Origin of the sequence: Burkholderia sp. KBS0801 (genome assembly GCF_005937855.2) — a bacterium.
Classification (GTDB): Bacteria; Pseudomonadota; Gammaproteobacteria; order Burkholderiales; family Burkholderiaceae; genus Burkholderia; species Burkholderia ambifaria.
On record NZ_CP042179.1, the window covers coordinates 964,916 to 979,318 of the forward strand.

The 14,403-nt window shown below is 68.2% G+C and carries 13 protein-coding genes and 3 pseudogenes; 5 read left to right on the forward strand and 11 right to left on the reverse strand.

From position 1 onward, the window contains the following. Window positions 1-123: 123 nt before the first annotated feature. Window positions 124-391: pseudogene (locus FFI87_RS33890) on the forward strand (IS3 family transposase); the annotation flags it as partial. An 8-nt stretch (window positions 392-399) separates the two neighbouring features. Here FFI87_RS33890 and FFI87_RS33895 read toward each other — a convergent pair. Further along, window positions 400-759 (reverse strand): HrpB1 family type III secretion system apparatus protein, encoded by a 360-nt coding sequence (locus tag FFI87_RS33895; protein ID WP_138850891.1) that lies wholly within the window; start codon window positions 757-759, stop codon window positions 400-402. A 19-nt stretch (window positions 760-778) separates the two neighbouring features. Then, entirely contained in the window at window positions 779-1,084 is a 306-nt protein-coding gene (locus FFI87_RS33900) for a hypothetical protein (protein ID WP_012372048.1), read from the reverse strand. Between the two features lie 233 nt (window positions 1,085-1,317). On the opposite strand from FFI87_RS33900, the gene FFI87_RS33905 reads away from it, so the two are divergent. Next, the gene (locus tag FFI87_RS33905) at window positions 1,318-3,087 is read left to right on the forward strand and encodes a hypothetical protein (RefSeq protein WP_138850693.1); all 1,770 of its coding nucleotides are present in this window, start codon (window positions 1,318-1,320) and stop codon (window positions 3,085-3,087) included. A gap of 168 nt (window positions 3,088-3,255) precedes the next feature. Beyond that, window positions 3,256-4,110, forward strand: a complete 855-nt coding sequence (locus FFI87_RS33910; RefSeq protein ID WP_138850694.1) for a methionyl-tRNA formyltransferase — start codon at window positions 3,256-3,258, stop codon at window positions 4,108-4,110. 165 nt (window positions 4,111-4,275) lie between these two features. On the opposite strand, the gene FFI87_RS33915 is transcribed toward FFI87_RS33910, so the two are convergent. Together FFI87_RS33915 and FFI87_RS33920 are read right to left on the reverse strand one after the other, a co-directional pair. Beyond that, window positions 4,276-5,427 carry a hypothetical protein gene (locus FFI87_RS33915; protein WP_138850695.1) on the reverse strand — a complete coding sequence of 384 codons (1,152 nt, stop codon included), beginning with the start codon at window positions 5,425-5,427 and terminating at the stop codon, window positions 4,276-4,278. Window positions 5,428-5,579: 152 nt separating this feature from the next. Next, entirely contained in the window at window positions 5,580-6,068 is a 489-nt protein-coding gene (locus FFI87_RS33920) for an HrpB1 family type III secretion system apparatus protein (RefSeq protein ID WP_006750733.1), read from the reverse strand. 230 nt (window positions 6,069-6,298) lie between these two features. Between FFI87_RS33920 and FFI87_RS33925 the strand changes: the two are divergent. Next, a pseudogene (locus FFI87_RS33925) lies at window positions 6,299-6,470 on the forward strand (integrase core domain-containing protein); the annotation flags it as partial. Window positions 6,471-6,568: 98 nt separating this feature from the next. On the opposite strand, the pseudogene FFI87_RS33930 reads toward FFI87_RS33925, so the two are convergent. From FFI87_RS33930 to FFI87_RS33945, 4 genes and pseudogenes are all read right to left on the reverse strand, one after another. Next, window positions 6,569-6,703: pseudogene (locus FFI87_RS33930) on the reverse strand (IS3 family transposase); the annotation flags it as partial. 23 nt (window positions 6,704-6,726) lie between these two features. Continuing rightward, the gene (locus FFI87_RS33935) at window positions 6,727-7,698 is read right to left on the reverse strand and encodes a PDR/VanB family oxidoreductase (protein WP_138850696.1); all 972 of its coding nucleotides are present in this window, start codon (window positions 7,696-7,698) and stop codon (window positions 6,727-6,729) included. Window positions 7,699-7,720: 22 nt separating this feature from the next. Further along, complete coding sequence (locus FFI87_RS33940; RefSeq protein ID WP_138850697.1) at window positions 7,721-9,118, reverse strand: SLC13 family permease; 1,398 nt, start codon at window positions 9,116-9,118, stop codon at window positions 7,721-7,723. Then, window positions 9,115-10,341, reverse strand: a complete 1,227-nt coding sequence (locus tag FFI87_RS33945; protein ID WP_011660790.1) for an aromatic ring-hydroxylating dioxygenase subunit alpha — start codon at window positions 10,339-10,341, stop codon at window positions 9,115-9,117. The genes FFI87_RS33940 and FFI87_RS33945 overlap by 4 nt, the downstream gene beginning before the upstream one ends. A gap of 273 nt (window positions 10,342-10,614) precedes the next feature. Between FFI87_RS33945 and FFI87_RS33950 the strand changes: the two genes are divergently transcribed. After that, window positions 10,615-11,175 carry a hypothetical protein gene (locus FFI87_RS33950; protein ID WP_006754644.1) on the forward strand — a complete coding sequence of 187 codons (561 nt, stop codon included), beginning with the start codon at window positions 10,615-10,617 and terminating at the stop codon, window positions 11,173-11,175. Window positions 11,176-11,233: 58 nt separating this feature from the next. On the opposite strand, the gene FFI87_RS33955 is transcribed toward FFI87_RS33950, so the two are convergent. From FFI87_RS33955 to FFI87_RS33965, 3 genes are read right to left on the reverse strand one after another with little or no spacing between them, the layout of a single operon-like run. After that, the gene (locus FFI87_RS33955) at window positions 11,234-12,550 is read right to left on the reverse strand and encodes a Zn-dependent hydrolase (RefSeq protein ID WP_138850698.1); all 1,317 of its coding nucleotides are present in this window, start codon (window positions 12,548-12,550) and stop codon (window positions 11,234-11,236) included. Further along, window positions 12,550-13,527, reverse strand: coding sequence for a dihydroorotate dehydrogenase (locus tag FFI87_RS33960; RefSeq protein ID WP_138850699.1), 978 nt, complete (start codon window positions 13,525-13,527; stop codon window positions 12,550-12,552). Before FFI87_RS33960 ends, FFI87_RS33955 begins: the two co-directional genes overlap by 1 nt. Then, entirely contained in the window at window positions 13,520-14,386 is an 867-nt protein-coding gene (locus FFI87_RS33965) for a dihydroorotate dehydrogenase electron transfer subunit (RefSeq protein ID WP_138850700.1), read from the reverse strand. The genes FFI87_RS33960 and FFI87_RS33965 overlap by 8 nt, the downstream gene beginning before the upstream one ends. Window positions 14,387-14,403: the final 17 nt, after the last annotated feature.

Sequence of the window (14,403 nt, forward strand, 5' to 3'; positions counted from 1 at the left end):
CGCGTCCGCCCCCCGGGGCGTCTAAAACTCGCACGATCCCGCCCGATGTCCCGGCGGGATTTTTTTGCCCGGCGTATTTTCCGCCGCGCGGAAACACCGCTCGTCGGCAATACACGAACTACCCGGTCGCGCCAACGCAGATCAAATCGCGACGCGATGGCACTGGCGGCGGTGCGCCATATTCATGAGGAGGCTCGTCGAAGCTACGGCAGCAGGAGGATGTCGCAAGCGTTGCGCTTGCTCGGACACGACGTCGGCCTTGTCGAGCTCGATCGTTGATGCGTCAGGCCCGGCTGGTGCGGTCCAGGCGCGTACACCGTTATCGGGTGGCAGGTTGAGAGCCCGATCGCGCCGAATCTGCTTGCACGACGATTCGATCCGGCGCGGCGCAATCGGGCATCAGTCTCTTTCGAGCAGGCGCCGCATGGCAAGGCGCACGTAGGGATCGGCACTGTCCTCGTGTGCCGTCGCATAGCCATGCCACGACGGATCGTCGAGGACTTTCAGGCAGATTGCCTTCAATTCGGGCGCGCGATCGTCGGGCAATCCGTTCACGATCTGCCACGCCTCGTGCGGACGCCCGCGCACCAATGCGATCGTCACGGCAAACACGTGCACCTCGCGCGTTTCGGGGTAGACATCGTGCATGCGCGCCAGCAGCGCCTCGGCCTCGTCCAGCTCGTTGGCCTCGATATGCTCGATGATCGCCTGCGCCATGGCCGGCGCATCGGCCGGCAGTTCGGTAAGAAGCTCCATCATGCTCGTCACCGTCCGTGCATCAGGCTGCGCCAGTGCCTGAGGTCAGCGTTCGCACCGCCTCCTTGCCGCCCGCCAATGCGAGCGCGGTAGCGGCGCCCTCCGGCGTCAGGTTTTCCGCGAGCGCCGTGCCGCCCTCGAGCGCCTCGAGCCCACCCGTCGCAATGGCCCCCGCCCCCGCAAGGGCTTCCTTCGGGTTGCCGCTCAGCAGCCCCTTGCCGAACGTCGCCGCGCCGTGCAGCGCGTTGCCGACACCATGGAGGACACCCCCGGCAGCCTTGGTGACATCCCCGACTACGCTTTTCACAATATTGCCGATGAAGCTCATTCGTTTTCTCCTTGATCGTGAACGAAGCGCGCGTTCGATGAAACGCGCGAAACCGAACCGCGTGAAGCCGGCCCTCGTTCCAATCTAATGAATGCGGATGCGAAAGCGTTCGCGCGCGCGAAGCCGCACCGCGAAAACCGAATGAGCGACACCCGCGAGACGGCTCGGCGGCAGGCCGCCGCGAACCTGCTTCGCCAATCCGAACGATGCTTCGCGCGGTTCACGGGAGTGTCATGACCGGCCCGCACAGTGCAGTCCATCTTGTCTCCCGGTCCGAGAACATCATGGCGCCCCCACCCAAGATCGAGTTCCACTCGCATGCGATCGAATCCGCGTCCCTCACCCGCACGACGAGCGACCCCGGCCCCTCCACGGGCGCGAAACCCGCGCCGGTGCCGACCCGGCGCGCGAGTGCCGGTGTGCTCATCGAGGAACTCGGCAGCCTCGGCAAGCGCCCGTGCGCGGAAGGTCTGCCCGCCGCGCCCGCTGCTCCCGCTGCCCCCAGGCCCGCAGCGGCTATCGCGCCGCAGAAGCCCGGTGTGGACGACATCGGCGCATTCGTGCCGGGTGCCGGCGGCAAAGGCCGACGCTTCGCCGATTTCGCGCACGCGATGGGCGTCAACCGCAAAGGCATGACGTTGACGGCCTTCGCCGCCAAGCGGCCCGCGAAAGACGGCCTGAACGGCGTATCGACGGCGACGCACGGGCAGTTCGGCTACGACGCGGCGCCCGCCACCGACCTCGTGAACGCGCTGGCCTCGGGCTCGAACGCCGCCGCCGCGCATTCGATCCATGGCCGTTACGAAAACAAGGTCAAGGCGATGCTCGCCGCCGACGTCGAACGCTTCGAGCACCCCGAAAAACGCCCTCCGGGCGCGCCGATGCCCAACCAGGTCGAGAATCTGCTGCTGACGAAAAACAGCAATGGAGAATGGCAATACGACAAAGGCAAGCTCTCGCGCATTGCGCGAGACGACGCGCATCCGCTCACGCAGCATGCCCGCGACGTATTGACCGCCATGAGCATCGCGGAGAACAAGGGCAAGCAACGTAACGGCGCGCTCTACCAGTCGGTCACGTCCGCCATCGGTCTGACGGCAAGCGGGCTGCTCATAGGCGGCTCGCACGGCGCGCTGGCACCGCTCGCGGCATCCGGGCACGTGACCAATGCGGTCAAGGAAGCGCTCGATTTGAAGAAGCCGTTTGTCGAAGGACGGCAAAACCTGCGCAATGCGAAGGCCGCCACGATCCAACGCTACGTCGACACGGTATTGGCCCCGCACGACTACACCGGCCAGACGCAGGACGAGCGCCTGCGCGCGGCGCTGCAAACGAGCCGCGCGAAGATCGACGATCTGCGCGCCATGGAGGCGCGGCCAGCGGACGAAGGCCTGCCTGCGGACTTGCGCAGCCCGCAGGCGCAGGCGGGTATCTATGCGTCGCTCTATGACGATGCACGCCGCTACGCCAACAGCACGACGTCGTTCGGCAAGCGCTTGATCTCGGGCATGCACGCTGAAGACAAGGCGAAGGTACACAAGGATGCCGAGCGCGACATCGTGGTCAAGCACATTCTGTCGATGGTCACCAAGAGCATCGGGCGCCTCGATCCAGCCTCGCTTGCGGCGCTCGCGGGTGCCGACATGGCAGTCGATGCATCAGGCTCGCAGCGCGCGAAGCAGGCGCTCGCGATCGTGGGCAATCATCCGCGCGCGAGCCGCAATCAGGATCTGATCGCCGCGCACACGCTGCTGACGGACAGCGGCATTCCGAAGGGCGAAGCGGCACTGCTGCTTTCGCAGCTTGCACGCGCGCGGCGCGAAAAACCGCAAGAGGCGCCGGCGCCGAGCGATACATCGGCTGCCAGCCGGAGCGCCGCACCGCTGACCGAAAGCGAGCGGCTCAAACAGATCGCCAACATCATCGGGCAGCCCGGCCTCACGGCAACCGCCGCCAAGACGGCGGAGGACGCCATCAAGAAAAGCCTCGGGCTGAGGTCCTGACGCGCGGCGCGCAGTCGGCGATTTACTTGCCGGTTCGCGGCACTCGACGAAACTTCGGAATGCGCAGGCTGTCCTCCACCGTGCGCGCTTACCGTGAAGCGGGGTGGCCGTCGGCCGTCATCGCCGTCCATGCCGCCATGACCTTCATTGCGAAAGGGAGAACCGATCATGCGATTCGCATTCGCCGGCTTCGATCGCTGGCGCGTCGTCTTCGACGCGTTCGTTGCCGCCGGCTGGGAGCCTGTGGCGCTCTACTCGATTCCGGTCGACAACCGGCTGGACTTCAATAGCGCACTCGTCGAGCGCGCGGAGAAGCTGCGCATTCCGGTGCAGCTGTCACGCATCGACGAAGACGATCTGCGCTGGCTCGCCGAACGGCAATGCGACACACTGATCGTGGCCGGCTACAACCGGAAGATTCCGGCGTGGCAGCCCTATCTGCGCCATGCGGCGAACTTCCATCCGTCACCGCTGCCCGACGGGCGCGGCCCGTACCCGGCCATGCGCGCCATCCTCGAGGGGCGGCGCGAGTGGGGCGTCAGTTGCCATCGAATCGATGCCGATTTCGATACCGGGGAGATCGTCGATTCCGAATGCTTTCCGCTCGATGCCGACGAATGGCACGAGACGCTGCAGTTGAAGCTGCAGATGGCCGCCCATCGGCTGGCCACGCGCGTGGCCCGCGACTTCGATCGGCTTTGGAACGAACGGCGTCCGCAAGGTGCGGGCAGCTACTGGCCGCGCCTTGCCGACGCCGAGCGCACGATCGATTTCGCGCAGCCCGTGGCCGAGGTGATGCGCATCGTGCGGGCCTGCGGGAACGTCGAATCGATCGCGCCGCTCTTCGGCACGACCGTCCACGTGCGGCGCGCCACCGCCTGGCAGGAAGCACACACGTACGCGCCCGGGCAGATCGGGCATCAGTACCGGCGCTGGGTCGTGGTCGCCGCGCAGGACGGCTTCGTCGCGTTGCTCGAATGGAGCCCGCTGAACGCGTCCCTTCGTCAGCAGATGGAGGGCTGAATCGGGACATCGGTTGCGCCGGTAAACAACGAAGCGGCCGCGCTGCGGTGTTTCGCAGCGCGGCCGCCGATTGTCGCCGCTGTCCCCGATCGTCGCTTCCTGCAGCCCCCGATCGGCGGCCGCTCGGGTCGCCGATCGGGATGATCGCCGGAACTGCCGACGACGTTACTTCGTGCTGACGCCGGCGATCGTACCCGTGTGAATGCCGGTGATGTTCTCGAAGGCAACCGCGGCGCGCGTCTTGCCCGGCGTCAGCACGTTCGCGCCGCCCAGTGCATCCGAAAGCGCCTTGCTCGCGTCGTGGCTGATCTTGCCACCGCCATGCGCGTTCGCCGTCTGCTGCAGTTGTGCGCCGATCGCCGCCGCATCCGACTGGCTCAGCTTGCCCGACTTCACCGCGTTGGCGAGCGTCTTCGCCGCGGCATTGCCGTCGCCGTGCGACAACGCGCTTTCCATGGCCTGGAAGTCGGCACCATCCTGCGCGTTGAAGTTGGCCAGCGCCTTGCCTTCGTCGGCCATCTGCAGCGGCTTGCCGTCCTTCAGGAGGTCGCCTGTACCGGGTGTGAAGCCTGCCGTCGCGCCCGTTGTCGGCAAGCCACCCGTCGTCGGCAGCGTACTGGTGTTCGCCGGAAAACCGCCCGTGCCGGGCAAGCCGCCGGTCGTCCCCGACTGCCCCGCCACGCCGCCCGCGCCGCCCGCGCCACCCGTTGCGTTGCCCGCCGCGCCGAGTCCGCCTTGAGCCGCCCATTGGAAATTGCTGACCGCGGACTTGCCGTCGGTGCCCGCCACGTCGTGCGTCTCGATCTGCTGGTAGGCGCCCGGGTTCGCGAGCATTGTCTGCGCCGCTTGCTGCACCGTGGGTGGCGTGCCGCCGTCGGCGTTCGTCGAGAGTTTGTACATCGTGTTCGGGTCCGACGCGCTGAGGCCATGCTGCCCCATGTACGAGGCCAGCACGCCCGCCGCGTTTTGCACCGTCATCCCCCCGCTGCCGCCCGGCATGGCGCCCGCGCCCCCCATGCCGCCGGGCGTCGCCCCCACACCGCCGGGCATTGCGCCCGCGCCGCCACCGGACATGCCACCGGGCGTGCCGCCGGGCATGCCACCGGGCATGCCGCCAGCACCGCCGGCGCCGCCCGGCATGCCGCCGGCCTGCCCGTTCTGCCCGGCCTGCATCTGCTTGAGCAACTGGCTGATGAGGCCGATGAGATCCTTGAGCACGTCCTGCGTCGAGCCCGTCGAGGCACCGTTGGTCAGCCGTTGCAGATAGCTCGCCGGATCGGTGGGGTAGGTGTTCATACTCGGAACGTTCAGATTCATGATGTTTCCTTCCTGTCGGGTAAGTGGTTGCGTGACCGTGGGTACTACGAGGCAAAGTCAGTCTAGGTTGCTGTCGCTGCTACAAGCGCACCGATGCGAAGGCTGCGATTGAAATGCGAATCGCCCGGCGCGCGGAAAGTGAAAACGGGTGCTCATGCGCGGACCCACGTCATCGACGCGGAGAATCCGCTGTTGTCGGCCGGCACGCCGTGCGTACTCGCCGGTGCGTCGGTGGACGCAGGCGCTTGAACGCTGGCGTCGAGCTTTGCGGCACGCTCGAGCAGACGCGCGCCGATCGTCGCGCCCTCGATGCTTTCGCGCTGCTCGGCCGCGCTGAGCGCATAGCTGTGCCACAGCGGGTCTTCGAGGCCGAACAGACACACCGCCATCAGTGCGGCATGAAGCCCCGAGCGCTTCGCTTCGGTGTCGTCGTCCTCGAGCACGCGGCGCGCGTCGCCCCATGCCTGGCGCCGGACGTAGCGCCACGCGGCGACCGTCCCCGCCCCCGGCCACTTGGGCCGAAGCACGCGGATCGCTTCGAGGAGATCCTCGAAATCGGCTTCGTCGTCGAGCTGCGAAGCCGTCCACAGCACCTTGGTTAGGCCGCCGGCAATCTCATCCCTGCATCCTGTGTAAGTCACGATGTCCTCGTCTGCTGGAGTGCTGCAATCAAAAAGCGCACGGCGGCGCCGCGCACAGCCGCGCCGCGCTTGCTGCCGGCTCGTGCGTCGTGGGCGTCCCCTGGCGGTTAGTCTCTTGTATCGGGTCGGCTTTCGCCGACGCGACGCGAACGGAACGATCGGGATGCGAAGAGAGAACGGAGAAGAAAACCGACCGCGGCGATGGGATCGATCGGTGCGATAGGCCGGATCGGGCATTGGACCGTGCAGCTCGCTTCCGTGGCTATGCCAAGACGGTGCGAACAGACCAGGGGCCCGAATTGACGAGTCAGCGCGGCATGGCGTCGGGACTACAACGGACAAAGGCCGCACAGTGCACTGAACGACCTTGCGCCGTCAGAGTTTGCGGCGAAACATCGGACAACCGCGGATGCTCCTGCCGCTTTCCAGGAGTTGGTTCAAAGGGACTTTGCCGGAAGCTCATTGGCCTTATTGAAGGGGGCAGCTCAGGGGGCAGGTCAATCGCGCTCCATTTTGACCTCGGCCAGTTCGCGCTTGACCTGCGCCCGCTCGACTTCCATTTCCGTCAGTGGCTTCCGGTGCCGACCGACATCCTTCAGCTTACCGGCCTTCGCCGCGCGTACCCGGTTTGCCAGCGCACACAGCCCCCCGTGACGGCTCAGAGATCCAGCACGAGCCGTTCGCCGCGGCATCGCGACACGCACGGCATCATGCAATCGTTGCGGGCCTTTTCCGCCGCACTCAGGAACGCGTCCCGATGATCGGGCGTGCCCTCGAGCACGGTCGTCCGGCATGCGCCGCACACGCCCGCCTCGCACGACGTGGCGACCGCGATGCCGTGCTCGTACAGCACATCGGTGATCGACTGCCCCGGCGGCACGAGCAGCGCGCGCTGCGAGCGCGCGAGCTCGATCCGGAACGCGTCGGCCTCGCCGTCGGCAGGCTCCGCGGTTGGCGCGGAAAAATACTCGTGATGAAGCCGCGCATCGCCGAGCGCCGGGCGCGCGATCGCGTCGACGGCCGCCATGAACGGCGCCGGTCCGCAGAAATACAGATGCGAGCGCGAATCCATTGCGCCGACGATCGTCGTGATCGCGTCTCGGGTCGCGTCGGGCGTCAGCCCCGTGTGCATCGTCGCGACGTCCGCGAGCCGCGACGCGAGCGTCGCCCCGTACGCGGCCGCGTCGGCCGAACGCACGAAGTAGTGGAACGCGAGCGACCGCCCCGCGCGCACCAGGCTATGCGCCATCGCGAGCAACGGCGTCACGCCGATCCCGGCGGCGAGCAGCACGGCCGGGCTGTCGTCCGGCGCGAGCGGGAAGTAATTCAGCGGCGCGCCGATCCGCAGCACGTCGCCTACCCGGATCGCATCGTGCACGTGCGCGGAGCCGCCGCTCGACGCCGGCTCGCGCTTGATCGCGATCTCGTACACGCCGCGCTCGACCGGATCGTTGCACAGCGAATACTTGCGCGTGAGCCCATCGCGCAGATGCAGGTCGATATGCGCGCCGGCTTCGAACGCCGGCAGGGCGAGACCCGGCGCGTCGCTGACGAGGCGCAGCGAAATCACGTCGCACGCGACGCGCTCGCGCGCAATCACGCGCGCGGCAAGCAGATCGTTTTCGATCATTGGATTCACCGTTCAGGAAAACTCACATCAGCCCGATCAGCCGCCACCACAACGCATTGACCGGGATCACGAACACCACGCCCAGCAGCGCCGTCGCGATGCAGTACCGGAGCACCGCACCCCGGTCCAACTGCGCGAGCGCGTTGCCGAACACGATCGGCGGCGACTGGTACGGCAGGACCGTGGTCGCATAGCCCATCACCTGCGCGAGCAGGCCGGCCTTCAGGTGCAGCCCATGCGCGAGCAGGCGCGACACGATCGGCACGTATAGCGCCGGTTCCGCATTCGACGTGACCGCGAAGCAAACGACGATCGACAGCGCGGTCAGCGCGAAGTACACGAGCATCGGGCTGTCGCGCAGCGCGTCCAGCGCGAGCGTGTCCGGCACGCGCATGTCGAGATGGTTGACGAGCGCGGTCAGCCCGATGATCGCCGCGATGAACCACAGCAGGTCCATCTTCAGCGTCGCGGTGAAGCGCTCGAGCTGCGCGGGCGGCGACGTGCCGAAGTAGACGAGCGCGAAGCCGAGCCCGACCCAGCCGGGCGCGATGCGATGCACGGCGTCGGTGAACCAGAGCGCGAGCGTGATCGCCAGCAGCACGATCGCGTGCCATTCGCGGCGGCCGAGCGCGACGCGCGCCGCCGGTATCTCGACTTCGCCGACCGTATCCGCGAACAGCCACCAGGACGCGAGCACCAGCACCGCGCCGCGCACGATCACGCCGGCCGGAAAGAACAGCAGCAGATACTCGGAGAAGCGCAGATGCATCCCGTGCGACTGCTCGAGAATCCCCGCCATGATCACGTTCGGCAGGTTCGCGGGCAGCACCGCGGCAGCCAGCTCGTACGAGCCGACGATCACGAGCAGCAGGATGCCGCGCCGCCCGTTCGCGTGCGCGCCGAGCTTCACGACGTCGCAGTAGCCGATCGCGATCGGAACCAGGATCGCGATCCGCCCGAACGTCGACGGCATCACGAGCGACAGCAGGAAGCTCAGGATCGCGAATGCGAGCAGCGCCTTCAGATACGAGCCGCCGATCCGGCGCGCGAGCGCGATGCCGATCCGTTCGCTCAGGCCGCTCTCCTTCAGCGCGAAGCCGATCGCCGCGCCGCTGAACACGAGCCAGAACGCGCTCGACCCGAAGCCGGAGAAGATCTCGGCGGTGGGCACCGCCGTGCAGGTCGCCGCGAGGAAGAAAAACAGCAGCGACACCCACAGGCTCGCGACCGCGCCCGTCGCCCACAGCACGATGCAGGTGAACACAATCGCGACGATGCGTGCGTCGCCGGCCGACAGCGTGCCGCGCGCGCCGAGCGCGGCGACGCTCGCGAGCCCCGCCGCGAGCAGCGCGGCCGTGACGCGGCCGCCCGTCAGCATGCCGGCGCCGCGGCCCGGCCCGCCGAGCGCACCGCCGCTCAAGCGCGCATCACCGGCGAGTTCGCCGGGATCTCGTATTCGACGTGCGACTCGTCGAAGATGTCGCCGAATTCGCGCTGCTGGCGGAATGTCGGGTCCGGCGCGCAGCTCATCGGCAGATAGCCGCCCATCCATGCGCGCAGGTCGGTCACGTCCGGCGCGCCGCCGTACACGTTCGCGACCGGCCGCTCGCCGCGCGCGACCGCGTCGATCTGCTCCTGCAGCATCTGGCGGAACATCACGATCCCGCGATCGGACGCGCCGAGGTTCTCGCGCGAACGATCGAAGATCGGGCCCTGCGTCTCGACCGCCATCGCATCCTGGCTCATGAACGTGTCCATCAGGTAGCGGCCCGCCGCGTCGGTGCGCGCCGGCTGCCGGACGATCTTCGGCGCCTCGTCCGCGGGCGGCTGCGCGCCGTCCGCGTTCGGCGTGAACGACACCCAGACGATCCGCGTCGTCGTATCGTCGACCGGCACGCGCCAGTGCATCTCGGTCATGATCCGCAGCATGTTCGGGAACACCATCAGGTTGCCCCAGCCACGGCCCTCGCCTTCGTACTCCCAGCTCTTCACGATGCCCCAGTCGAAGCGCTGGAAGCCGAACCGCTTGAACGGCTTGCCGAACCCGGACGCGTCGCGCATGCCGAGGTGCTCGAAGTATTTCGAGTGCGTATAGAAGGTGTGCGTGACGTCGACAGCGTTTTCCTGCACCTGGAACCAGTTGCACGCGAGATCGTCCTGCACCTCGAAATGGCGGACGCCGTCGTTGCGCACGAGGATGTCCCAGTTCGGAAACGCGGGCTTCTGCTCCGCCGGCCCCATGTATGCGAAGATCAGCCCGCCGCATTCGTGCGTCGCATAGCTGTCGATCAGCTTCTTGCAGACGCGGCTCGCCTTCGCCGATTCGAACGGCCGCTCCACGCATTCGCCGGCCGCGTTGTACTGCCAGCCGTGATACGCGCAGCGGATCGTGGCTTCCTCGACGAAGCCGTACAGCAGCGATGCACCGCGATGCGGGCAACGCTCCTGCACGAGCAGCACGCCGCCGTTGCCGGTGCGCGCGAGCACCAGATCCTCGCCGAGAATCCGCACGCGTTTCGTCTGGCCGGCTTCGGCCAGCTCCGACGAATAACCGACCGGATGCCAGTAGCGACGCAGCAACTCGCCGCACGGCGTGCCGGGCCCCACGCGGGTCAGCAATTCGTTGGTGGCGTGGTCAAGCATGAATACACCTCTCTCTCAGGTTGTAGCGGGCTGTATCGCCCCGGAGACGTCTGCGTACCGGCGAACCCTCGAGTCGCGATACGCCCGTCGAAAATCTATTTTTTTAGACTAAATAAAGTGAAGGGAAAATGCAAGACGGGAAAGTCCACAATTTTCGGCCCGTCATCGCCGTCGCATCGCCATAAATCGGCCGATGTGTATAATTAAAAAGACGACCGGCACGCGCGATCGCTGAGATCGACGCGCCGCGCGTCGGCCAACCAGGAGGACAAGATGGCGATCATTGGCGTGATGGGCTCGGGCAAGAACGAATGGCCGGAGTTGGCGACGCCGCTCGGAACGTGGATCGCCGCGCAAGGATTCGACCTGCTGACCGGCGCCGGCCGCGGCGTGATGCTGTCGATCGCGCGCGCGTACGCGACGACGCCGGGGCGCCGCGGCCGTTCGATCGGCATCGTGCCGAGCGAAGCGCACCCGCTGTTCGGCTTCGTGCCGATCGCCGGCTATCCGAATCCGTTCATCGACCTGCCTATCGTCACGCCACTCCCGCGCAAGGAAGCGGACGCGCCGGACGACGCATTGAGCCGCAACTACGTGAACGTGCTGACGAGCGACGTCGTCGTCGCGCTGCCGGGGAGCAAGGGCACGCTCGACGAGATCCGCCTCGCGACGCGCTTCGCGAAGCCGTTGATCTGCACCGGGCCCGCGAGCGCGTTCGATGGCGTCGCGGCCGGCACGCGCATCGTGTCGGCGCTCGATGACGTCTATGCATTCGTGCTCGCGCACGTGAACCGCGCGGAAGGCGGCGCGGGCGCACACGTTCCGTCGGCGTGAACCCGCACGCCGTCCGGATCCACGGCGCGTCGGCCGCCATCGCTTCCCGTGTCGCCGGTCACAGCCGCGCAATCGTGTCGGCGAGCACGCGCACGCCCAGCATGAAATCATCGATCGACATCGCCTCGTGCGGGTTGTGCGACCCGTGATCGTTGCGCACGAACAGCATCCCGCTCGGCACGCCCGCGTTCGCGAACAGCGCCGCGTCGTGGCCCGCGCCGCTCGGCAGCGTCGCATACGGCACGTCGAGCCGCGTGCACGCGTCGGCAAGCGCGGCGCGCAGGGTGGCATCCATCCGCGCCGGCGCGCTCGCCAACCGCCGGTCGAAATCGAATCGCACGCCACGCTCGCGCGCGATCGAATTGCATTCGGCGATCAGCAGCTCATGGAAGACGTCGAGCGTCTCCGTGCTCTCGCTGCGCGCCTCGAAGCTGAAATGCACCTGGCCGGGAATCCGCGAAATCGAATGCTCGTCCTGGTCGGTCGACACGATGCCGGTCGTCACGACGAGATCGATGTTGCGTTCGAGCAGCCTGCGCCAGTGCTCGTCGAGCCGCGTGATCAGCTCGGCGACCGCGAAGATCGCGTCGTGCCGCAGGTCGCGCGGCACCGCGCCGGAGTGGCCGGCCTCGCCGATGCAGCTGATGGAGTTGTGCCGCACGTTGCCGCGAATGCCGGACACGACCGCGACCGGCAGCCCGCGCGCGACCATCACGGGCCCCTGCTCGATGTGGAGCTCCAGATACGCATGCGCGCGCCGCACGTCGAACAGCGGCTTGCGCGCCCGCACCGCGTCGATGTCGACGCCTGCCGCCGCCATGCAGTCGGCCAGCGGGCGGCCGGTGCTGCGATGCTTCATCGCGAGATCGTCCGGCGTCAGCCGGCCGAACAGCGCGCTCGATCCCATGTAGGCCTTGCCGAACCAGGCGCTCTCTTCGCCGCGCAGCGCGATCACGTTCAACGGGTGCGGCGACGCGGCGCCGCTGCGCCGTTGCGCGACGAGGCACAGCAGCCCCGCGACGATGCCCGCGAGCCCGTCGTAGTTGCCGCCATGCGGCACCGAGTCGAGATGCGAGCCGACCCAGATCGCACGCGCATGCGGGTCCGCGTCGGGCAGGCTGAAGACCAGGTTGGCCGCGCGGTCGGCGCGCACCGCGATGCCCTCGCGTTCGGCGTGCGCCGCCAGCCGCTGCGCGGCCGCCGTTTCGCTGTCGCCGTAGCTCTCGCGCGTGACGCCCACGCCGTCGGCCGACAGCACGCGGATCTCGTCGAACCACTGCTCGGCGAGGGCCGTCAGTTCCGCAAGCGGCAGCGCCGCCGCGTCGTGCACTTCGATGTCCGCCGGCGCGTCCGGCCTGTCGGTATGCGCGTTCATCACGCCCCCGCCGTCGTGCCGAGCGCGCGCGCCGGCGCCGCGCAAAAGCGCTGCCAACGCTCGCTCAGCTCCGCGTCGAGCCTGACCTGCCCGGTCAGCGACGCGATCGCGCCGATGCCCTCGTCCGCGCAAAACTGCTCGAGCCCGTCGATGATCGTGCGCATCACGCCCGGATCGCGGAACGACGCAGTGCCCACCTGCACCGCGCTCGCGCCGGCGAGTAGGAACTCGATGGTGTCGGCGGCGCTCCGGATGCCGCCGCAGCCGATCACCGGAATCGACACGGCGCGGTAGCACTGGTGGACGAGCCGCAGCGCGATCGGCTTGATCGACGGCCCGGACAGGCCGCCCATCACGTTGCCGAGCGACGGCCGGCGCGTGCGCACGTCGATCGACATGCCGAGCACCGTGTTGCCCATCACGATCGCATCGGCGCCCGCGTCCTGCGCCGCTTGCGCGATCTTCGCGATGTTGCCCGCGTTCGGCGTCAGCTTCACCCACAGCGGATGCCCGGTGCGCGTTCGGATCGCGTCGACGACCTGCCGGGTCATGCCCGCGTCCATCCCGAACGCCATGCCGTCCGCCTCGAGATTCGGGCACGAGATGTTCGCCTCGATCGCCGCGACGTCCGGCCGCGACAGCGCCTCGCACGCGCGCGCGAACGCGTCCGCCGTATCGGCGGACACCGACGCGACGACCGGCGTGCCGTGGCCCGTGTACGCGGGCAGCACGTGTTCGAGATAGTCGTCGATGCCGCGGCTCGGAATGCCGATCGAATTCAGCATGCCGTCGCCCGCGTCGGCGACACGCGGCGTCGGGTTGCCCGGGCGGCTGACGGGCGACACGCTCTTGATCACGAGCGCGCCGAGCCCGGTCAGGTCGAGCGCATCGCGATACTCGATCGCGAAACAGCCGGATGCCGGCATCACGGGATTGCGCAGGCGCAGTTCGCCCACGCGTACGCTCAGGTCAGCCAACTTCCACCTCCGCCTCCGTCACCACGTCGCGAATCGCGAACACCGGGCCCTCGCGGCACACGCGCCGGAATGCGCGGGTCGCGCCGTCGTCGAACATCCGCACGCACGACAGGCAGACGCCCATCCCGCATGCCATCCGCTGCTCGAGCGCGACCTCGCCGCGCATCGATGGATGGCCGGCGAGCACGCGCTGCAGCAGCGCGAGCAACCGTTGCGAACCGCACGTGTAGACCGCGTCGGGCCGATCGCGCCCGATCGCGGCGCGCAGCAGCGCGTCCACGTTCGCGACCGCCGACGAGCCGTCGCTGTCGAACACCGCATGCACGTCGGCCGGCGCGCCGCGCAGGAATTCCGCGGTCATCAGGTCGTCCGGCGTGCGCGCCGACATCACGACCGTCAGCGCGATGCCCGCCCGCGCCGCGCGCTGCACGAGCGGCGCCATCGTCGCGAGACCGACGCCGCGCGCGACGAGCAGCAGCCGTCGCGCACCGGCGTCGAGCGTGAACGGGCGGCCGAGCGGCCCGACGATCGACAGCCGCGCGCCGACACCGAGCTGCGCGAGCGCCCGCGTGCCTTCGCCGGTCACGTTGTACAGGAACTCGATTTCGCCGGCGCCGGGGCCGACGCCGTACACGCTCATCGGGCGCGGCAGGAATGGCCGGTGCAGATCGCTGACGGGACAGACGAGCTGATAGAACTGGCCGGCCTGCGTGACGCTCGCGAGCGGCGCGTCGGCGCGCACGCGCAGATAGCGATAGCGCCGGTTCACCGCGCGATGCGCGACCACGTCGCACGCGTGCGTGGCGACCGTGGCCGCCCACGGCTGCGCGCAGGCGCGCGCCCCGTCGATCACGTCCATCGTTCTCTCCTCGTTAC